This window comes from Sphingomonas sp. 179-A 2A2 NHS, from assembly GCF_045371305.1.
Taxonomy (GTDB): Bacteria; Pseudomonadota; Alphaproteobacteria; order Sphingomonadales; family Sphingomonadaceae; genus Sphingomonas.
Map to the genome: position 1 here is coordinate 434,080 of NZ_JBIQDE010000004.1, position 16,903 is coordinate 450,982.

At 65.8% G+C, this 16,903-nt stretch carries 23 protein-coding genes; 15 read left to right on the forward strand and 8 right to left on the reverse strand.

The window, feature by feature from the left end; translation table 11 throughout:
• Nucleotides 1–12 precede the first annotated feature (12 nt).
• Complete coding sequence (locus ACH0AE_RS11560) at nt 13–162, reverse strand: hypothetical protein (protein ID WP_294441635.1); 150 nt, start codon at nt 160–162, stop codon at nt 13–15.
• Between ACH0AE_RS11560 and typA the strand changes: the two genes are divergently transcribed.
• From typA to ACH0AE_RS11575, 3 genes are read left to right on the forward strand one after another with little or no spacing between them, the layout of a single operon-like run.
• Nucleotides 91–1,908, forward strand: a complete 1,818-nt coding sequence (typA, locus tag ACH0AE_RS11565) for a translational GTPase TypA (RefSeq protein WP_294441633.1) — start codon at nt 91–93, stop codon at nt 1,906–1,908. The genes ACH0AE_RS11560 and typA overlap by 72 nt on opposite strands.
• On the forward strand, nt 1,908–2,972 hold the full coding sequence (locus ACH0AE_RS11570; RefSeq protein ID WP_294441587.1) for an oxidoreductase: 1,065 nt from the start codon (nt 1,908–1,910) through the stop codon (nt 2,970–2,972). The genes typA and ACH0AE_RS11570 overlap by 1 nt, the downstream gene beginning before the upstream one ends.
• A 60-nt stretch (nt 2,973–3,032) precedes the next feature.
• Entirely contained in the window at nt 3,033–3,737 is a 705-nt protein-coding gene (locus ACH0AE_RS11575) for a hypothetical protein (RefSeq protein ID WP_294441586.1), read from the forward strand.
• A gap of 22 nt (nt 3,738–3,759) precedes the next feature.
• Here the strand turns inward: ACH0AE_RS11575 and ACH0AE_RS11580 are convergent, their stop codons facing one another.
• Complete coding sequence (locus ACH0AE_RS11580; RefSeq protein ID WP_294441584.1) at nt 3,760–4,164, reverse strand: EVE domain-containing protein; 405 nt, start codon at nt 4,162–4,164, stop codon at nt 3,760–3,762.
• A 140-nt stretch (nt 4,165–4,304) separates the two neighbouring features.
• On the opposite strand from ACH0AE_RS11580, the gene ACH0AE_RS11585 reads away from it, so the two are divergent.
• Together ACH0AE_RS11585 and ACH0AE_RS11590 are read left to right on the forward strand one after the other, a co-directional pair.
• On the forward strand, nt 4,305–4,661 hold the full coding sequence (locus ACH0AE_RS11585) for a hypothetical protein (protein WP_294441583.1): 357 nt from the start codon (nt 4,305–4,307) through the stop codon (nt 4,659–4,661).
• Between the two features lie 97 nt (nt 4,662–4,758).
• On the forward strand, nt 4,759–5,025 hold the full coding sequence (locus ACH0AE_RS11590) for a DUF3297 family protein (protein WP_294441581.1): 267 nt from the start codon (nt 4,759–4,761) through the stop codon (nt 5,023–5,025).
• Between the two features lie 134 nt (nt 5,026–5,159).
• Here ACH0AE_RS11590 and ACH0AE_RS11595 read toward each other — a convergent pair whose 3' ends face one another.
• Nucleotides 5,160–6,137, reverse strand: coding sequence for a nitronate monooxygenase family protein (locus ACH0AE_RS11595; protein WP_294441580.1), 978 nt, complete (start codon nt 6,135–6,137; stop codon nt 5,160–5,162).
• A gap of 8 nt (nt 6,138–6,145) precedes the next feature.
• Nucleotides 6,146–7,054, reverse strand: coding sequence for a LysR family transcriptional regulator (locus ACH0AE_RS11600; RefSeq protein ID WP_294441579.1), 909 nt, complete (start codon nt 7,052–7,054; stop codon nt 6,146–6,148).
• Nucleotides 7,055–7,175: 121 nt separating this feature from the next.
• Here ACH0AE_RS11600 and ACH0AE_RS11605 point away from each other — a divergent pair, with 121 nt between their 5' ends.
• Nucleotides 7,176–7,505, forward strand: coding sequence for a UrcA family protein (locus tag ACH0AE_RS11605; protein ID WP_294441578.1), 330 nt, complete (start codon nt 7,176–7,178; stop codon nt 7,503–7,505).
• Between the two features lie 21 nt (nt 7,506–7,526).
• Here ACH0AE_RS11605 and ACH0AE_RS11610 read toward each other — a convergent pair whose 3' ends face one another.
• Nucleotides 7,527–8,051, reverse strand: coding sequence for a gamma carbonic anhydrase family protein (locus ACH0AE_RS11610; RefSeq protein ID WP_294441577.1), 525 nt, complete (start codon nt 8,049–8,051; stop codon nt 7,527–7,529).
• 109 nt (nt 8,052–8,160) lie between these two features.
• Between ACH0AE_RS11610 and ACH0AE_RS11615 the strand changes: the two genes are divergently transcribed.
• Entirely contained in the window at nt 8,161–8,331 is a 171-nt protein-coding gene (locus ACH0AE_RS11615; protein WP_294441576.1) for a hypothetical protein, read from the forward strand.
• Between the two features lie 21 nt (nt 8,332–8,352).
• On the opposite strand, the gene ACH0AE_RS11620 is transcribed toward ACH0AE_RS11615, so the two are convergent.
• The gene (locus ACH0AE_RS11620; protein ID WP_294441575.1) at nt 8,353–9,648 is read right to left on the reverse strand and encodes an MFS transporter; all 1,296 of its coding nucleotides are present in this window, start codon (nt 9,646–9,648) and stop codon (nt 8,353–8,355) included.
• 126 nt (nt 9,649–9,774) lie between these two features.
• Between ACH0AE_RS11620 and pgsA the strand changes: the two genes are divergently transcribed.
• Genes pgsA through ACH0AE_RS11635 form a run of 3 tightly spaced genes read left to right on the forward strand, consistent with a single transcriptional unit; the run spans nt 9,775 to nt 11,032 of the window.
• Nucleotides 9,775–10,341, forward strand: a complete 567-nt coding sequence (gene pgsA / locus ACH0AE_RS11625) for a CDP-diacylglycerol--glycerol-3-phosphate 3-phosphatidyltransferase (protein ID WP_294441574.1) — start codon at nt 9,775–9,777, stop codon at nt 10,339–10,341.
• Nucleotides 10,342–10,343: 2 nt separating this feature from the next.
• Nucleotides 10,344–10,595: a molybdopterin converting factor subunit 1 gene (gene moaD / locus ACH0AE_RS11630; protein ID WP_294441572.1), complete on the forward strand. Its 252-nt coding sequence runs from the start codon at nt 10,344–10,346 to the stop codon at nt 10,593–10,595.
• Nucleotides 10,592–11,032 carry a molybdenum cofactor biosynthesis protein MoaE gene (locus tag ACH0AE_RS11635; RefSeq protein ID WP_294441571.1) on the forward strand — a complete coding sequence of 147 codons (441 nt, stop codon included), beginning with the start codon at nt 10,592–10,594 and terminating at the stop codon, nt 11,030–11,032. The genes moaD and ACH0AE_RS11635 overlap by 4 nt, the downstream gene beginning before the upstream one ends.
• 27 nt (nt 11,033–11,059) lie before the next feature.
• Here ACH0AE_RS11635 and ACH0AE_RS11640 read toward each other — a convergent pair whose 3' ends face one another.
• The gene (locus ACH0AE_RS11640; protein ID WP_406875754.1) at nt 11,060–11,719 is read right to left on the reverse strand and encodes a fasciclin domain-containing protein; all 660 of its coding nucleotides are present in this window, start codon (nt 11,717–11,719) and stop codon (nt 11,060–11,062) included.
• Between the two features lie 346 nt (nt 11,720–12,065).
• Between ACH0AE_RS11640 and thiE the strand changes: the two genes are divergently transcribed.
• The 5 genes from thiE to ACH0AE_RS11665 all read left to right on the forward strand — a co-directional run bounded on the left by thiE (nt 12,066) and on the right by ACH0AE_RS11665 (nt 15,978).
• Nucleotides 12,066–12,749: a thiamine phosphate synthase gene (gene thiE / locus ACH0AE_RS11645; protein ID WP_294441569.1), complete on the forward strand. Its 684-nt coding sequence runs from the start codon at nt 12,066–12,068 to the stop codon at nt 12,747–12,749.
• A gap of 76 nt (nt 12,750–12,825) precedes the next feature.
• Nucleotides 12,826–13,854, forward strand: a complete 1,029-nt coding sequence (locus tag ACH0AE_RS11650; protein ID WP_294441568.1) for a L,D-transpeptidase — start codon at nt 12,826–12,828, stop codon at nt 13,852–13,854.
• A 1-nt stretch (nt 13,855) separates the two neighbouring features.
• Nucleotides 13,856–14,440: a M23 family metallopeptidase gene (locus tag ACH0AE_RS11655; protein ID WP_294441567.1), complete on the forward strand. Its 585-nt coding sequence runs from the start codon at nt 13,856–13,858 to the stop codon at nt 14,438–14,440.
• A gap of 33 nt (nt 14,441–14,473) precedes the next feature.
• Complete coding sequence (efp, locus tag ACH0AE_RS11660) at nt 14,474–15,037, forward strand: elongation factor P (protein ID WP_294441566.1); 564 nt, start codon at nt 14,474–14,476, stop codon at nt 15,035–15,037.
• 128 nt (nt 15,038–15,165) lie between these two features.
• On the forward strand, nt 15,166–15,978 hold the full coding sequence (locus ACH0AE_RS11665; RefSeq protein WP_294441565.1) for an inositol monophosphatase family protein: 813 nt from the start codon (nt 15,166–15,168) through the stop codon (nt 15,976–15,978).
• 17 nt (nt 15,979–15,995) lie between these two features.
• On the opposite strand, the gene ACH0AE_RS11670 is transcribed toward ACH0AE_RS11665, so the two are convergent.
• Nucleotides 15,996–16,853: a YdiY family protein gene (locus tag ACH0AE_RS11670; protein ID WP_294441564.1), complete on the reverse strand. Its 858-nt coding sequence runs from the start codon at nt 16,851–16,853 to the stop codon at nt 15,996–15,998.
• Between the last annotated feature and the right edge of the window lie 50 nt (nt 16,854–16,903).

The window sequence follows — 16,903 nt, forward strand, 5'->3', positions numbered from 1 at the left end:
TATTCGCCGGCTCTAGCCGCAGCGCAGCAAATAGGCTAACGGCGCCCGAACGCCGCGAGGGCCGCGGCCATTCCAGGAATTCCGATGCAGTTGCGCAATATCGCCATCATCGCGCACGTCGATCATGGCAAAACCACTCTCGTTGACCAGCTTTTCCGCCAATCCGGCACCTTCCGAGAAAATCAGCGCATCGAAGAGCGCGCGATGGATTCGAACGATCTCGAGAAGGAGCGCGGGATCACCATTCTCGCCAAGCCGACATCGATCGAGTGGGAAGGCGTGCGCATCAACATCGTCGACACGCCCGGCCACGCCGACTTCGGCGGTGAGGTGGAGCGTATCCTCTCGATGGTCGACGGCGTGATCCTGCTGGTCGATTCGTCGGAAGGCGCGATGCCGCAGACTAAGTTCGTGACTGGCAAGGCACTCGCCCTTGGCCTTCGTCCGATCGTGGTCGTCAACAAGGTCGACCGTCCGGACGAGCGCATCCAGGAAGTGCTGGACGAGGTGTTCGACCTCTTCGTCAGCCTCGACGCGACCGACGAGCAGCTCGATTTCCCGGTGCTCTATGCGTCGGGCCGTAACGGCTATGCCAGCGAGGATCCGTCGCGCCGCGAAGGTACGCTGACCCCGCTGTTCCAGAAGATCGTCGATCACGTGCCGCCGCCGGCGCTCGACGTCGATGCGCCCTTCACCTTCCTGGTGACGCTGCTCGATCGTGACAACTTCCTTGGCCGCGTGCTCACCGGCCGGGTCACCTCGGGCACGGTGAAGGTCAACCAGCCGATCCACGCGCTCGACATGGATGGCAAGGTGATCGAAACCGGCCGCGCGTCGAAGATCATGACCTTTCAGGGCCTGGAACGCGTGCCGACCGAAGAGGCACGCGCCGGCGACATCATCAGTCTCGCAGGTCTCACCGTCGCGACCGTGTCGAACACGATTGCTGACATCACGGTCACCGAGCCGATCCAGGCACAGCCGATCGATCCGCCCACGCTGTCGATGCGCTTCGCCGTGAACGATTCGCCGATGGCTGGCCGCGAAGGCACCAAGGTGACGAGCCGCATGATCCGCGACCGTCTGTTCCGCGAAGCCGAATCGAACGTCGCCATCAAGGTGACCGAATCGGCCGACCGTGACAGCTTCGAAGTCGCCGGCCGCGGCGAGCTTCAGCTGGGCGTTCTGATCGAGACGATGCGCCGCGAGGGCTTCGAGCTCGGCATCAGCCGCCCGCGCGTGCTGTATCGTGAGGACGAGAACGGCAAGCGCACCGAACCGTACGAGACCGTCATCATCGACGTCGACGAGGAGTACTCGGGCACGGTCGTTGAAAAGATGAACCTGCGCAAGGCAGAGCTGACCGACATGCGCCCGTCGGGCGGCGGCAAGACGCGCATCACCTTCTCCGCGCCGTCGCGCGGCATGATCGGCTACCACGGCGAGTTCCTGTCGGACACGCGCGGCACCGGCATCATGAACCGCCTGTTCGAGAAGTATGGCCCCTACAAGGGCCCGATCGAGGGCCGGAAGAACGGCGTCCTCATCTCGAACGGCGCGGGCGAGGCCCAGGCTTATGCACTCGGCCCGCTCGAGGATCGCGGCATCCTGTTCGTGGGCCACGGCGAGGCGCTCTACGAGGGCATGATCATCGGCGAGAACGCCAAGACGGATGACCTTGAGGTCAATCCGATGAAGGCGAAGCAGCTGACGAACTTCCGTGCTTCGGGCGGAAAGGACGATGCGATCCGCCTCACCCCGCCGAAGAAGATGACGCTGGAACAGGCGATCGCCTACATCGACGACGACGAGATGGTCGAGGTGACGCCGAAGACGATCCGCCTGCGCAAGCGCTTCCTCGATCCGCACGAGCGCAAGCGCCAGAAGCGTTCGGCTGAAGCGGCCTGATGACAATGCCGATCAGCGCCGCACCCATCCGGGCCGGCCTGATCGGCTTTGGTTACGCGGGGCGCGTTTTTCACGCCCCGCTGATCGCCGCGACCGACGGCATCACCCTCGCTGCGGTCGCATCCTCCCGCCCCGATGACGTTCGGGCGGCGCTTGGTGATGTGGCGGTGCTCGACACCGCGGACGCCCTGATCGCGCGCGACGATATTGAGGTCGTCATCGTCGCCAGCCCCAATGACAGTCACGCTCCGCTCGCGCTTCAGGCGCTTGCCGCCGGCAAGCATGTCGTCGTCGAAAAGCCCTTTGCTTTGTCGCTCGACGAGGCCCGCGAGGTGGTCGATGCCGCGACGCGTGCCGACCGTCTGCTGACCGTATTCCATAACCGCCGCTGGGACAGCGACTTCCTGTCGGTGAAGGCGACGATCGAGCGCGGCGCCATCGGTCAGGTGGTCCACTTCGAAAGCCATTTCGATCGCTTCCGCCCCATGGTGCGAGATCGCTGGCGTGAGCGCGCGGTGCCCGGCGGCGGCATCTGGTACGATCTCGGGCCGCATCTCATCGACCAGGCACTCCAGCTGTTCGACCTGCCACAGGCGGTGGAGGCGAACATCGCCACGTTACGCCCCGGCGGTCAGGCGGACGATTGGGCGCACGTTGTCCTCATCTACCCCGACAAGCGCGTGATCCTTCACGCCAGCATGCTCGTCGCGGGCGGCAGTGCGCGGTTCACCGTCCACGGCACCGGCGGCAGCCTCGTCAAGCAACTTGGCGACCCGCAGGAGGGTCAACTGCTGGCCGGCGTTCTTCCCGGTGCGCCCGGCTGGGGCGAGGACGCTGACCCGATCATCATTCACGATGCGGAGGGAAGCCGCCCGCTTCCCGCCATCAGCGGTGATCAGCGCGGCTTATACCGCGGCCTCGTCGCCGCCACCCGCGGGGAGGGGGAGAACCCCGTCCCGGCTCGGCAGGCACTGGAAGTCATGGCGGTGCTGGAAGCGGCGATCCAATCGTCGCAAGCCCGCCGCGCCGTAGCGTTACGGCGTGGGCCGGCCGCAACGCTTTGAAACTGGAGTGGGGCTTGCCCCTTCGGTAACCCGGTTCGACCATGAACATCGGGAGACTTCATGCGCATGCTTCGCGCCCTGTTGCCGTTCGCGCTGATCGCCGGCTCCGCTCATGCGGAAACCTATCCCTCGATCCCCGAGCCGATGATCTTCGACATGGTTCGCCCATTGGGAGCGAAGCGCGGCGAGCTTGAAGTCAACGTGCTGGCACAGACCGGCTCTCCCTTCCGCGCGTCGAAAACGGAATGGGCTCCCGAAATCGAATATGCCTATGCCGATGGCCATGCGATCGAGTTCGAACTGCCGTTTGATGGACGTCACCTCGCCGCATACAAGCTTGGCCTGCAATCGACGCTGGGCGCCTCGGCGGATGGCCGCAGCGCGCACGGCTTGCAGTATCTCGGCATCTATCACCGCGAGAGCGGCCGCTACACCAACACGCTGCTCTACATGGCCGGGCACCGCTTCAACGATCGCTGGAGCACGATGAACATGATCGGGCTTGACGACATTCGGCCGGGCGGAGGGCACGGCAGCAACGCCTTGCTGCTGAACCACGCGTTGTTCTACGATGCGAAGCCCGGCACGATCGTCGGGGCGGAACTCAACGTCGCTGGCGGCGCGGAACGCAGCGTGAAGCTGAGCCCCCAGGTCCACCGGCGGATTTCCCATGCCGCCAACGTGCAATTCTCGATCGGCGTCGAGAAGCTGCGCGAGCGGCGCGCGCGCCCGACCGCCGGGCTCCGCGCGATCCGCGAATTCTGAGACAGGAGGGGCAGGGCGGGGCTCAGCCGAGCCCGCCCAGTTCCATCAGCACCTTCCATTCCTCGTCGCGCACCGGCGTCACGGAGAGGCGGCTCTGGCGAAGCACCTCAAGCGAGGCGAGGCGGGGATCGCTCTTCATCGTCGCCAGCGGCACCGGCGCGGGCAGCTTCTGCAGCGGCTTCACCGCCACCGATGCCCAGTCGCCCTTTTCGCCATCGGGCCGCCAAGCGCGGACGATTTCCATCGTTCCGACCGCAGCCTTTTCTTTGTTCGAATGATAGAAGATCGCCTGATCGCCAGGCTCCATTTCCTTCAGGAAGTTGCGCGCGGTATAGTTGCGAACGCCGTCCCACTCGGTCTCGCCATCCCGCACCAGATGATCCCAGCCGTAAACATCAGGCTCTGAACGCAACAACCAATACCGCATCAAAATCTTCCTAAACCTCTTGTGAACGCCACATTCCGAACGGGTTCAGCCCGACTCGCGCATATCACCGAAACACGCTCGCAGGCTCGCGCGTTATCATCTTCGAGGCGGACCGAGCGTTTAGTTTGAGGAGGTTCGAGATGAGTGGATTTTTCAAGAAGGCGGGCCTCGGTGCTGCAATGGCGGCGAGTGCTCTGGTAGCGGCAGCGCCTGCCGATGCGCAGCGCTGGCACCGTCATTATGATCGGGGCAACGATGCCGCAACCGGCGCCATCATCGGCGGCGTGATCGGCCTTGGCCTGGGCGCGGCCATCGCGTCGCAGAACAACCGTGGCCCGTATTACGACGGCTATGACGGCTATTATCGCGGCGGCTGGGGTCCCCGTCCGCGCTATTATTACAATGACTATCGCGACAACTATCGCCCGCGGTGCTTCCGCCAGTGGCGCTGGGATCCTTATTACGGTGGCCGGGTGCCGGTGCGCGTCTGCCGCTGATCATATTGCGTGTCACGCAGGGGGCAGCGCGGGGACTTGGGTCTCCGCGCCGCTTTTTTCTTGGGCTGCGCGTGGTGATCGGTTAGGCGCGCCGGCCATGACCGATACTCCGCCAGACCGTCTCTCGATCGACCCGTCCAGCCCGCATTTCGACCAGTCCGTGCTGGAGCGCGGCATCGGCATCCGCTTCAAGGGTGCCGAGCGCACCGACGTCGAGGAATATTCGATCTCGGAAGGCTGGATCCGCGTCGCACTGGGCAAGAAGGTGGACCGCCACGGCCGCCCGCTGACGATAAAGCTGACCGGCCCGGTCGAAGCCTATTTCCATCGGCCCGCTGAGGGCGAGGGCGGCGAAGAGGCCTGACGAGATCGCCGGCATCACCGGCGTTTGTCAAAACCGGTTACCCGGGACATGGTCCGGGGTACAACTGTTCTTCTTCTAAAAGGCTGCCCCAGCAGTGTGGGCCGGCGCCAATCGCCGGCCCCTGACGGGGAAGGTCAGGCCGCAACCAGCGCGAGGCGCGCCTTCGCCGCCAGATATTCCTTCTCCATCCGGTCGATCCGCTCGGCGACGGTTTCCACTTTCTGGACCGCGCCGATGCCCTGGCCCGAACCCCAGATGTCGCGCCACGCCTTGGCCTTGGCCGGCTCGCCGTTCGAATTCTGGCCGAAGTTCATCGTCTTGTAATCGCCTTCGGGCAGATTGTCCGGGTCCAGCCCCGCACGCTCGATCGAGCCGCGCAGGTAGTTGCCGTGCACCCCGGTGAAGAGGTTCGAATAGACGATATCGGACGCGCGGCCCTCGACGATGCCGTTCTTGTAGCCCTCGTCGGCATTCGCCTCGACGGTCGCGATGAACGGCGAGCCGATATAGGCGAAGTCGGCGCCCATCGCCTGCGCCGCCAGCACCGCGTCACCGGTCGCGATCGAACCGGACAGTGCGACCGGGCCATCGAACCACTGGCGGATCTCGCTCACCAGCGCGAACGGCGAGAGGCGGCCCGCATGGCCGCCCGCGCCGGCGGCAACGGGGATGAGGCCGTCCGCACCCTTTTCCACGGCCTTGCGGGCGAAGCGGTCGTCGATCACGTCATGCAGCGTGATGCCGCCCCAATTGTGCACCGCCTGGTTCAGCTCTTCGCGGGCGCCGAGCGAGGTGATCGTGATGGGCACCTGCCACTTCTCGCACGTGGCAAGATCGGCCTCGAGGCGATCGTTCGACTTGTGGACGATCTGGTTCACCGCGAACGGCGCGGCGGGCCGGTCGGGGTTGTCGCGGTTGTGCGCCGCCAGTTCCTCGGTGATCCGGTGCAGCCACTCGTCGAGCAGCCCCTGCGGGCGTGCATTGAGCGCCGGGAAGGACCCGACGATCCCCGCCTTGCACTGGGCGATCACCAGATCGGGCCCGGAAATGATGAACAGCGGCGAGCCGATGATCGGCAGACGCAGGCGGGAAAGGATCGCAGGAACTGACATAAGTTTTATTATGTCGGCGCAGAAACGGCCTGTCCAGCAGGGTGCGTCAGCGTGAACAGCCGATCGTAGAGGAAGTCGGCAACCGTGCGTATCCGCGGCTGGTGGCGCAGCCGCTCGTGGATCAACAGCCACATGCCGCGCGGCGCCCTTGGCGTCGGGAAGCAGAAGAACAGGTCCGGCTCGCGATCGGCGACGAGGCGTGGGAGGGCGGAGAACCCCATTCCGGCGCGCACCGCCGCGAGCAGCCCCAGGGACGTATTGTGCTGCATCACCATCGAATCGACCAGGCCGGTCCGGCGCAGATACTCGCCGTATGCACGCCATACGCCTTCCTCGCCGCCGCCGATGATCGGGCGACCGTGCATCTCGCGGATCGATCGGGGTACGCCATTCGCCTCGGCGAACCCGCGGCTGCAGTAGATCCCCCATTCGTCGTCCGCGATGCGGCGACCGACCAGCCCGGCGCCGCTCGGCGTCTCCGCGATTCGCACCGCGATGTCCGCGGCACCAGCCGCGAGGTCCCGCACTTGGTCGGAGGTATCAAGTTCGATCCGGATATCGGGATGCGCATCATGGAACTCGCGCAGGACTGGAGACAGCACCGTGACCGCGAATATCTCGGATGCCGTGAGGCGGACGACGCTGCGGTTCGCCCGCGCCCGCGCTTCCGCCTCCTTGGCAAACGCCTCCACCGCATCCGCCGCTCGCTTTGCGCTCTCCAGCAGTGCGTCGCCGTCGGGGGTCAGCAGATATCCCGCCTGCCGCCGCTCGAACAGGCGCAGGCCAAGGCGCGCCTCGAGCGCCGCGACCCGACGGGCACAGGTCGTCTGGCTGACGCGTAACGTGCGCGCGGCAGCCAGCGTACTGCCGGTCTGCGCCACGGCCAGGAAGTGCCGGAGGTCGTCCCAATCTTCCATTCGTTCTGCATTATCGCAGAACGGCCTGCCAGGAACAGTGTTCGTTGCCGCCGAAACGCGTCGTTATATTGGGGTCATGGGCAGCTGCTAGCTGTTCTTCCGACCAGACGGAGTGTCCGACATGAAGATCCTGCTTCCGCTCGCGGCGATTGCCGCGGGGTATCTCGCTGCGCCTTCTGCTTACGCTCAATCGGCTGATGCCGCGCCGGTCCAAAAAGTGGTTTCCACAGCGGATCTGGCGCTTAGCACGCAGGACGGCCTGGCGCGGCTCGACCGGCGGCTTCACCGCGCCGCCAGGGAAGTGTGCGCAGCGCCGATGCCGTACGAACCCCATCAGCGTCGCCTGATCCGGGACTGCGTCGTCGAAACGGTGGCCGCCGCCGCAACGCAGCGCACCGCCCTGCTTGCGGATTCGCAGTCCGCGTCCGGCATCCTGCTCAGCGCGCGCTGAACGCGCCTGCGCCGTCGCGGCTCAATCGATCCGCTTCAGCCCGGCCGCGGCGGCGCGCGCATTCTCCACATAATGCGCCGCTGACACCTTCAGCCCGGCGATCGCGCGTTCGTCCAGCTCCCGCACCGCGCGCGCCGGGCTGCCGACGATCAGGCTGCCGGCGGGAAAGGTCTTCCCCTCGGTGACCAGCGCGTTGGCGCCGACGATGCAATCGTCCGGGATCACCGCATTGTTCAGTACGGTCGCGCCCATGCCGATCAACACTCGGTTGCCGATGGTGCAGCCGTGCAGGATGGCGTGATGGCCGATCGTGCAATCCTCGCCCACCGAAAGCGGTGATCCGGGGTCCGAGTGAAGCATCGCGCCTTCCTGCACGTTGCTGCGCTCGCCGATCGGGATCGTCGTGTTGTCGCCGCGGATCACCGCCCCGAACCAGACGCTCGTATCCTCCGCCAGCCGCACGTCGCCTACGATGTCGGCGCTCGGCGCCACCCAGGCGCTCTCGTGGCAGGTCGGGCGCTGCCCGCGGAACTCGTATAGCGGCATTCTTCTCTCCCTATTGCTCCGGTCGACCGCGCCGGCTGTACCATCGTCGGACAGCCGCTGGCACAAAGCCACTGGGCGAATTGGTAAACAAATCGTTAACGCGGTCACCATGAACCGAACGCTCGTGACCACGAACGAAGCCGCCCGTCATCCCCTGCGTCGCTCCCTGCCGCCGCCCGCGCCCGCAAAGCGCCAGGCGCGCGAGGACGACCAGGACCTTAAGCTCTTCGTCCTCAGCTTCACCGCCTTTTTCGTCTGCTTCTACACGCTCATCATGTGACCGGGGCCATGTAAGCCCCGCTCAATCGCACGCGCGGTGAAGCCGCTGTGCGATCCACGCCGAGACGAGGCACATGCCCGCGACCACCAGCAGTAGCTGGGTCGGGGTCGCGCCAAGCGCGGTGATCGCCGCAACCGAAACCGACCCGATCGTCATCGCGCCGGCGTTCACCACATTGTTCGCCGCCACCGTGCGCGCCGTCTGGTCCTTGGTCACCGTGGTGGTCAGGAACGCGTACAGCGGCACCACGAACATCCCGCCGAAGATCGCCACGAACAGCAGCGCCAGGAGCACCAGCGGCGCGCCGGGATGCGTGACAAAGGCCGGGATGTCGTACAGCGTCCCCGCTGGCGCCGCCTCCCAGCCGGTCACGACGAACCAGAAGCCGACCACCGCCACGCCCATCGCGATCACCGAGGCGGGCGAATAGCGCGCCGAGATATGCCCGCGCAGCATCAGGTTGATGACAACCGATCCGATCGCGACGCCGATCGAGAAGATGCCCAGCACCAGGCTCGCGACGCTCGCATCGGCGGTCAGCACATTCTTAACCAGCGGCGGGAAGATCACCACCAGCACCGATCCGATCGTCCAGAAGAAGCTGATCGCGCAGATCGCCAGGAACAGCCGCGGGATATGCATGGTCGCGCTGATCAGCTTCCACGAGGCGCGGAAGGGGTTGAGGTCAAGCTTCAGCGGCGGCCCGAGCGGCGGGGCCGGAGGCACCATCCGCGCCGTGATGTAGCCGAGCACCGCGACGGTGAAGAGCACGCCGGTGACGAGCGGGATCGAGTGATAGATGAACCCCGCCATGATCGTGCCGAGCAGGATCGACAGATAGGTGCCGGCTTCCACCAGGCCGGTGCCGCCAAGCACGTCCTCCTCTTCCAGATGCTGCGGCAGGATGGCGTATTTGATCGGGCCGAAGAAGGTGGAGTGGATACCAAGGCCGACGACCGCGCCCAGCATCATGACGACAGGCAGCGTCACTTGTCCCGCTCGGGCGAGCAGCAGCCCGCCGCAGCCAAGCGCCATGATCGCGAACTCCGCGATCTTCACGATGCGGATGATCTTGGCCTTGTCGTTCGAATCCGCCAGCTGCCCGGCAAGTGCCGACAGCAAAAAGAACGGCAGGATGAACAGCGCCGCGGCCAGCGCATTGAAGAAGCTTTCCTGCTGCGGGTCCGCGAAGATCTCATAGGTCGCGAACAGCACCATGGCCGTCTTGAACAGATTGTCGTTGAATGCGCCGAGGAACTGGGTGGTAAAAAGCGGCAGGAAACGCCGTCGCTTCAGAAGCCCGAGGGCGTTGATCATAACGGAAAATCGCCCGACAGTGGCAGAGTTGCGGCGCACATAGCTTGTGCCCGTATGCGATGCCAACCCCGCGGGCATCGCGCCGCCGGGGTTGCGCGCGCCGCCCGGCGGGCTAAGTCATCTGTCGTGCTGACCCTTCCGAACCTGCTGTCGCTGTCCCGGATCGTCGCGGTCCCGGCGCTGGTCGCCTTCCTGTGGTGGCCGCGGTGGGAATTCGGCTTCGGCATTGCGTTCGCGCTCTACTGCCTGATGGGCATCACTGATTATTTCGACGGCTATCTCGCCCGCGCGCAGGGCACGGTGTCCAAGCTCGGGGTGTTCCTCGATCCCATCGCGGACAAGATCATGGTCGCCGCGGTGATCCTGATGCTGGTCGGAACGCGGCACGACGATATCGCCGTCATCAACGGCGTTCACATCATCGCCGCGCTCATCATCCTGCTGCGCGAGATCGCCGTCTCGGGCCTGCGCGAATTCCTTGCCGGGCTGCAGGTGTCGCTTCCCGTCTCGCGCCTCGCCAAGTGGAAGACGACGCTTCAGCTCGTCGCGTTCGGCGCGCTGATCCTCGCCGGCGCCTTGCCCGCGGTCGAGTGGATCCGCGTCGTCGGCCTCGCCTGCCTGTGGGGGGCGGCCGGGCTCACCGTCATCACTGGCTGGGATTATCTGCGCGTCGGCCTGAAGCACATGGATTGACCATGCGGCTGGTCTATTTCGCCTGGGTCCGCGAACGGGTCGGTACCGCGGAGGAGGAGGTTTCGCCGCCTGACGGCGTCACCACCGTCGCTGATCTGGTCGATTGGCTCGCCGGCCGAAGCAGTGGCCATGCCGAGGCGTTCGCCGATCCTGCCCGCCTGCGTGCCGCAATCGACCAGTCCTTCGTCCCGCTCGACACGCCGATTGCCGGCGCACGCGAGATCGCGATCTTCCCGCCGGTGACGGGCGGATGATCCGCGTCCTCGTCTCGTCCGATCCGATTGACGTCGCGGCGGAGATGGTGTCGGCGGAGCAGGGCGGGGCAGTCGCCACGTTCACCGGCCTGGTCCGCGCCGACGATGGCGTCAGCGAGCTTCATCTCGAACATTATCCCGGCGCCACCGAGGCTGCGCTCGGAAAGCTGGCGGAGGAGGCGATCGCGCGCTGGTCGCTTCATGCCGCAACGATTGTCCACCGGGTCGGACCGATGCAGCCGGGCGAACGCATCGTGTTCGTCGCTGCCTGCGCCGATCACCGCGGCGCCGCGCTAGACGCTTGCGCGTATCTCATCGACCGACTGAAGACCGACGCGCCGTTCTGGAAGCGGGAAACGGTAGGGAGCGAGCGCCGCTGGGTCGAGCCACGGGCCACCGACGATGCGGCCGCCAGCCGCTGGGATCAGAAAGCCTAGCGCTGCTGCTCACCGATCGGCGGGCATTCAGCCCAGCCGCGGCACCAGCAATCCGTTCACCACATGGATCACGCCGTTGACCTGCTGGACATCGGGCGTCTCGACATAGCTCTTGTTGCCGTTGACGTCGGTCAGCGCGACGGCGTCCCCGTCACGCGCGGCCAGCAGAGGTTCGCCATCCAGCGTCGTCAGCTGCGTCCGTCCGCCACCCGCATCGATCCGCGCGCGCAGGTCGGCGAGCGTGACCGCGCCGGGCACGACGTGATAGTTCAGCACCTTTGCCAGGGCCGCACGATTGGCCGGCGCCAGCAGCTGGTCGACCGCTCCGGGCGCCAGTCGGCCGAACGCTGCGTCGGACGGCGCGAACACCGTGATCGGCCCCGCCGACGACAGCGCAGCACGGCCGCCCCCTGCATTCAGGGCGCGCGCCAGCTGGCGAAGATTGGGTGCCGCCGCGCAATTATCCGCGATCGTGCGCGTGCCCATCATCTTCGCGCCGCCGACGTAGGGGTTGGTCGCGGTCGCTGCCGCGGCCATCATCGCGGAAAGGCCGGTTGCGGCACTGCGCGGCGGAGGAGTGCCGATGCTCCGCGGTTGCGGCGCGGTGGCGGCCTTTGGCACGTTCGGGGTGCTGCATGCCGCCAGCACCATGGCTGGCCCCATCAGCAGGAGCAGTCTTGCGGTCATCAACATGCTCCTCCGCAACCAAGCTACTCAGGACAGGACGAACGACAAAGCCGTTCGGTTGCAACCGTTTGTCCCGCGGAGCTGCCGCGCTGCCGGAAGCGCTGTCCTACATCTGCCACGGCTGGCACAATCGCGCCATGGCCTTCCCTGAACCTCCTTGCCGGCACCACCTCGGGGGCTGGGCCAGCGCCTCGGCCTCCTCAACAATCACAGGGCGCAAAAAAAGCGCCAGCGCCTCAACTTCCTCAACATTCGCCGGTCGCCAAAAACGCGCCAGAGCCTCAACTTCCTCAACATTCGCGCTGCATGTGGGCGCTTCCACGCGCCGGTCCCTGCCGCTACCGCAATGCGCATGATCGACGATCCTCTCGGGCCTCTCGACCCTGAATTCGCTGCCGCTTTCACGCGCGACCTGAACCGCCCGCCGTGTCAGCTCTACCTGATCTCGCCGCTCGACGTCTCGGGCACGTTCCCCGATCGACTGGCGCGCGCGCTCGACGCCGGCCCGGTCGCCGCTTTCCAGTTCCGGGTGAAGGACGTGAACCAGCATGAGGCGGCCGCGCTTGCGGAGCCGCTGCAGCGCATCTGCGCGGACCGGGAGGTGGCGTTCATCGTCAACGACAGCATCTCGCTGGCCAAGCGGCTCGGCGCCGATGGCGTGCATCTCGGCCAGGAGGATGGCGATCCGCGCGAGGCGCGTGCCGTGCTCGGTCCGGAGGTGCAGATCGGTGTCACCTGTCACGACAGCCGGCACCTCGCGATGGAGGCGGGGGAGGCGGGCGCCGATTATGTCGCCTTCGGCAGCTTCTATCCGACCACCACGAAGGAGGTGAAGCATCACCCCGAACCAGTGATCCTTTCCTGGTGGTCCACCGTGTTCGAGCTGCCTTGCGTTGCCATCGGCGGGATCACGCCGGCGAACGCGCCCCCGTTGGTCGCCGCTGGCGCGGATTTCCTCGCCGTCAGCCATGCCGTGTGGGGCGGCGATGAAGCAGCAGCCGTCCGCGCCTTCCAGGAGGTCCTTCGCTGAAGATCCCTCGATACGCTGTGGAAACAACCGGCCGATCAAGCCGTTGTCTGGCGCAGCGTATCAGTGAGGGTCAACGATGAAGCCAATTGCCGCCGCCGCCATCCTCTCCCTCGGTCTCGCCGGTGCCGCGGCCGGGGTCAGTGCCCAGCAGGCCCGGCCAGCGGCGGCAGCAACGGCAACCAAGCCGCCCCTCGATCGCTCGACGCTTCATGTTCAGGTGATCCTCGACAAGCTCGGGTTCGGCCCCGGCGTGCTCGACGGCCGGGGCGGCATCTCGCTGGTCAACGCGCTGAAGGGCTTCCAGCAGTCCCGCGGTCTGCCGATCACCGGCAAGGCCGATGCGGCGACGCTCCGGGCGCTCTATCCGTACCGTGCTGCCCGTCCGACGGTGACGATGACGCTCGACCAGCGCGTCCTCCAGGGCCCATTCCTCCAGTCGATCCCCAAGGACTACGCCGATCAGGCGAAGCTCGATGGAATGGCCTACACCAGCCCGATGGAGAAGCTGGCCGAGATGTTCCACACCACGCCGGCCGTCATCCAGGAGCTGAACCCGGCCGGTATCCGTCTCGCGCCCGGGCAGAAGATCGTGCTCCCGAATGCGCTGCCCACCTCGCGCGACTATCCGTCCGATGCGACGCCCACATGGCGCCAGACGCTGGCTCAGCTCAACGTGGATGCAGGCGTGCCGCAGGCCGCGAAGATCGTCGTCGACAAGTCGGACAAGGTGCTGCGCGTCTATAACGATGGCGGCCAGCTTATCGGCCAGTACAGCGCCACGATCGGGTCCGCCAGCGATCCGCTGCCGCTCGGCAACTGGAAGGTGCTCCACGTCTCTCCCAATCCCGATTGGAAGATGAACCCCAAGATCCTGAAGAAGGTCAGTAACGACAAGAAGCCGCAGATCATCCCGCCCGGCCCGAACAATCCGGTCGGTGTAGTCTGGATCGATCTCAGCCGGGAGCATTACGGGATCCACGGCACGCCGGATCCGGAGAAGATCGGCCGCACCGAAAGCAATGGCTGCGTGCGCCTCACCAACTGGGATGCCGCGCGAGTCGCGCTGATGGTGAAGTCCGGCACGCCGGTGATCTTCCAGGCGTGAGATGACGAGGCTCGGCGGATCGATCCTCGCGCTTATCGTCCTGGCGGCGATCGCCTTCGCCTCGATGCTGTCGTTCGGTCCGTCACGCCCTCGCGCCGTCGGCCCAGTGACCGAACCGGTGATCGAGCCGCCGGCAACGACCGGCGCTCTGGCGATCCCGGTCGCTGGCGTCTCTGCCGATCAACTGAGCGACACTTGGGGAGACAGCCGCGCAGGCGGTAGCCGGGCGCACGAGGCGATCGACATCATGTCCCCGGGCGGCACGCCCGTCCGCGCCGCGGCGGCCGGTCAGGTGGAGAAGCTGTTCCAAAGTGACGCCGGCGGCACGACGCTCTACGTCCGCTCCCCCGACCGTCGCTGGAGCTATTATTATGCGCACCTCGCCGGCTACGCGCCCGGGATGCATGAAGGGCTGATCGTTAGGCCAGGCACGCTGCTGGGCTTTGTCGGTGACACCGGCAACGCAGGCGCGGGCAACACGCACCTTCACTTCGGGGTCAGCCGCATGGCGCCTGGCGATCAGTGGCACGAAGGTCAGCCGGTGAACCCTTACCCACTGCTTGCCGGGAAGGGCCATGATCGTTAGACGCGCCCAACGCTCTTTCCAGCAGGTACAAATATGAAGATCAGCGGCGTGGACATCCGTCCCGGCAACATCATCGAATATGAAGGTGGTATCTGGCGTGCGGTGAAGATCCAGCACACCCAGCCCGGCAAGGGCGGCGCCTATATGCAGGTCGAACTCAAGAACCTGCGCGATGGTCGCAAGAACAATGTCCGCTTCCGCTCGGCCGAGACGGTGGAGCGCGTCCGCCTCGACACCAAGGACTTCCAGTTCCTGTTCGCCGAAGGCGAGAACCTCGTGTTCATGGACAAGGAAACCTACGATCAGGTTACGCTGCCGCGCGATCTTCTGGGCGATGCCGCCGCGTTCCTGCAGGATGGGATGGACGTCGTCATGGAGCTCTATGACGAGGAAGCGATCAGCGTTCAGCTGCCCGATACGATCGAGGCGACGATCGTTGAGGCCGATGCCGTGGTGAAGGGGCAGACCGCCTCGTCCAGCTATAAGCCCGCGATCCTCGACAATGGCGTGCGCGTCATGGTGCCGCCGCACATCGGCAGCGGAACCCGCATCGTTGTCGACGTTTACGAACAGACGTACGTCCGCCGCGCGGACTAAGCTCGTTCCTCCTGCTGGAGGGGCAGGGGAGGGCCAGTGCTCCGGCGGGTGCCCGATCCAGGCGAACCGTTTCGTCGCCCTTCCACCCAACCCCTTTGGCGATCCGAAGGGGATAAGGTTTCAAGAAAATGCCAGCCCATTCCGGCCTCTTCACCGTCATCGAGCGCGCCGCCCGCAAGGCAGCGCCGCGCCTGCGTCGCGACTTCAACGAGGTCCAGCACCTCCAGGTCAGCCGCAAGGGGCCGGCCGATTTCGTGTCGATGGCCGATCGCCGCGCCGAACAGACGCTCTACGAGGAACTGTCCAAGGCACGACCGGACTGGGGCTTCATCATGGAGGAGCGCGGCGAGGTTGCCGGCGATCCGTCCAAGCCGCGCTTCATCATCGATCCGCTCGATGGCACGTCGAACTTCCTCCACGGCATCCCGCACTTCGCGATGTCGATCGCCGTCGAGGAGCCGATGCCCAGCGGCAAGCGCGAGATCACGACCGCGCTGATCTATCAGCCGCTCACCGACGAAAGCTTCTGGGCCGAAAAGGGCCGCGGCGCGTGGCTGCAGGACCAGCGTTTGCGCGTGTCCTCGCGCCGTGAGCTGACCGAGTCGCTGATCGCCACCGGCATTCCCTTCATGGGGCACGGCGACTTCGCCCAATGGACCCGCATCTTCGGCTCGATCGCGCCGCAGGTTGCCGGTATCCGGCGCCTCGGCTCAGCCGCACTTGATCTTGCTTGGGTCGCAGCTGGCCGGTTCGACGGTTACTGGGAATCGGATCTAAAGATCTGGGATGTCGCTGCCGGCATGCTGCTGGTGAAGGAAGCGGGCGGTTTCGTCACCGATTTCCGCGGCGGTGACCGTGCGCTCGAGCGCAACGAGTTCCTCGCCGCAAATGACGGGCTTCATTCCAAGCTGCACAAGCTGCTGGCCGGCGCGCTGCGCTGAGGCGCAGCGCCACGCGTTCAGAACGTGTAGACGAGCGAGGCGCGGCTGGTGGTGTCAGTCGACACCCGGCCAAGCGGCGGCATGCTTTCATATTGCACGGTATAGCTCACCCGTGCCGACAGCGGCCCGATCAGCCGTGCCGCCAGCGCAGTCGAACTGCTGACGGTGGAATTATACCGCTGCAGATAGGCAGACGCATCCTGCGTGAACGTCAGCCCAGGCGACAGTTTCAGGTCGAGGTCGAGGTTGCCACGCGCCGCGAGGCTGCTTTCGACAGTGTCGTCAGTGAATTCCGTATGCCGGAAGGCCGGCCCAAGCTCCAAATTCAGCGACACCGCTGATGTCTTGATGGGGCTGTATCCGGCACCCGCCGACGCCGAATAGCGCTGGTTGTAGCCCAGGAAGCGATCGCTCTCGAACTGCGCCGCGCCGTAGACGTAACGACGCGCATCGATCTTCCAGTTGGGCTCGTAAGCGAAGAGATACTGCTCGCGCGTCGTGACGCCAAGGCTGCGCTGATAGTCGCCCTGCGCGCGCAGCTTGTGGCGCCAGTCCAGCCCTTCACGCGTCAGATCGAGGATGCCGATCACCCCGGCCGTTTCGGAATTGCCGGTGTTGATGAAGCCGCCCACCTCCGCACGCCCGCTCCACAGATCGAAAAGCCCGGCCCGCTGGATCCGCGTCTGCCGCTCACGCGCGCGGGCGCTGCGCCAGTCGTTCGCGATGCGAAGCACGGCATCGCCGCTCGCCGGGTCAGCAGTGCGCGCGTATTTGACGATCGTTGTCACCTCGCCTTCGTTGCCGGACGCGATCGCCGCTTCCAGCATGGCGCGGATCGGGGCGGGGATGTCCGCAGGCTCGGCAGGGGCTACCATCGCCTCTTCTGCCGGCACGAAAGGAGCAAGAAAGAGCAAAGCCAGTGGCA

What these genes read in the sequence shown, in the direction of transcription:
- efp (WP_294441566.1), top strand. Translation starts at nt 14,474, where the DNA reads ATGAAGATCAGCGGCGTGGACATCCGTCCCGGCAACATCATCGAATAT.
- ACH0AE_RS11655 (WP_294441567.1), top strand. Translation starts at nt 13,856, where the DNA reads ATGACGAGGCTCGGCGGATCGATCCTCGCGCTTATCGTCCTGGCGGCG.
- ACH0AE_RS11580 (WP_294441584.1), bottom strand. Translation starts at nt 4,164, where the DNA reads ATGCGGTATTGGTTGTTGCGTTCAGAGCCTGATGTTTACGGCTGGGAT.
- moaD (WP_294441572.1), top strand. Translation starts at nt 10,344, where the DNA reads ATGCGGCTGGTCTATTTCGCCTGGGTCCGCGAACGGGTCGGTACCGCG.
- ACH0AE_RS11605 (WP_294441578.1), top strand. Translation starts at nt 7,176, where the DNA reads ATGAAGATCCTGCTTCCGCTCGCGGCGATTGCCGCGGGGTATCTCGCT.
- ACH0AE_RS11585 (WP_294441583.1), top strand. Translation starts at nt 4,305, where the DNA reads ATGAGTGGATTTTTCAAGAAGGCGGGCCTCGGTGCTGCAATGGCGGCG.
- ACH0AE_RS11570 (WP_294441587.1), top strand. Translation starts at nt 1,908, where the DNA reads ATGACAATGCCGATCAGCGCCGCACCCATCCGGGCCGGCCTGATCGGC.
- ACH0AE_RS11610 (WP_294441577.1), bottom strand. Translation starts at nt 8,051, where the DNA reads ATGCCGCTATACGAGTTCCGCGGGCAGCGCCCGACCTGCCACGAGAGC.
- ACH0AE_RS11640 (WP_406875754.1), bottom strand. Translation starts at nt 11,719, where the DNA reads ATGACCGCAAGACTGCTCCTGCTGATGGGGCCAGCCATGGTGCTGGCG.
- ACH0AE_RS11635 (WP_294441571.1), top strand. Translation starts at nt 10,592, where the DNA reads ATGATCCGCGTCCTCGTCTCGTCCGATCCGATTGACGTCGCGGCGGAG.
- ACH0AE_RS11650 (WP_294441568.1), top strand. Translation starts at nt 12,826, where the DNA reads ATGAAGCCAATTGCCGCCGCCGCCATCCTCTCCCTCGGTCTCGCCGGT.
- ACH0AE_RS11665 (WP_294441565.1), top strand. Translation starts at nt 15,166, where the DNA reads ATGCCAGCCCATTCCGGCCTCTTCACCGTCATCGAGCGCGCCGCCCGC.
- ACH0AE_RS11620 (WP_294441575.1), bottom strand. Translation starts at nt 9,648, where the DNA reads ATGATCAACGCCCTCGGGCTTCTGAAGCGACGGCGTTTCCTGCCGCTT.
- ACH0AE_RS11615 (WP_294441576.1), top strand. Translation starts at nt 8,161, where the DNA reads ATGAACCGAACGCTCGTGACCACGAACGAAGCCGCCCGTCATCCCCTG.
- thiE (WP_294441569.1), top strand. Translation starts at nt 12,066, where the DNA reads ATGCGCATGATCGACGATCCTCTCGGGCCTCTCGACCCTGAATTCGCT.
- ACH0AE_RS11670 (WP_294441564.1), bottom strand. Translation starts at nt 16,853, where the DNA reads ATGGTAGCCCCTGCCGAGCCTGCGGACATCCCCGCCCCGATCCGCGCC.
- ACH0AE_RS11600 (WP_294441579.1), bottom strand. Translation starts at nt 7,054, where the DNA reads ATGGAAGATTGGGACGACCTCCGGCACTTCCTGGCCGTGGCGCAGACC.
- ACH0AE_RS11590 (WP_294441581.1), top strand. Translation starts at nt 4,759, where the DNA reads ATGACCGATACTCCGCCAGACCGTCTCTCGATCGACCCGTCCAGCCCG.
- ACH0AE_RS11575 (WP_294441586.1), top strand. Translation starts at nt 3,033, where the DNA reads ATGCGCATGCTTCGCGCCCTGTTGCCGTTCGCGCTGATCGCCGGCTCC.
- ACH0AE_RS11595 (WP_294441580.1), bottom strand. Translation starts at nt 6,137, where the DNA reads ATGTCAGTTCCTGCGATCCTTTCCCGCCTGCGTCTGCCGATCATCGGC.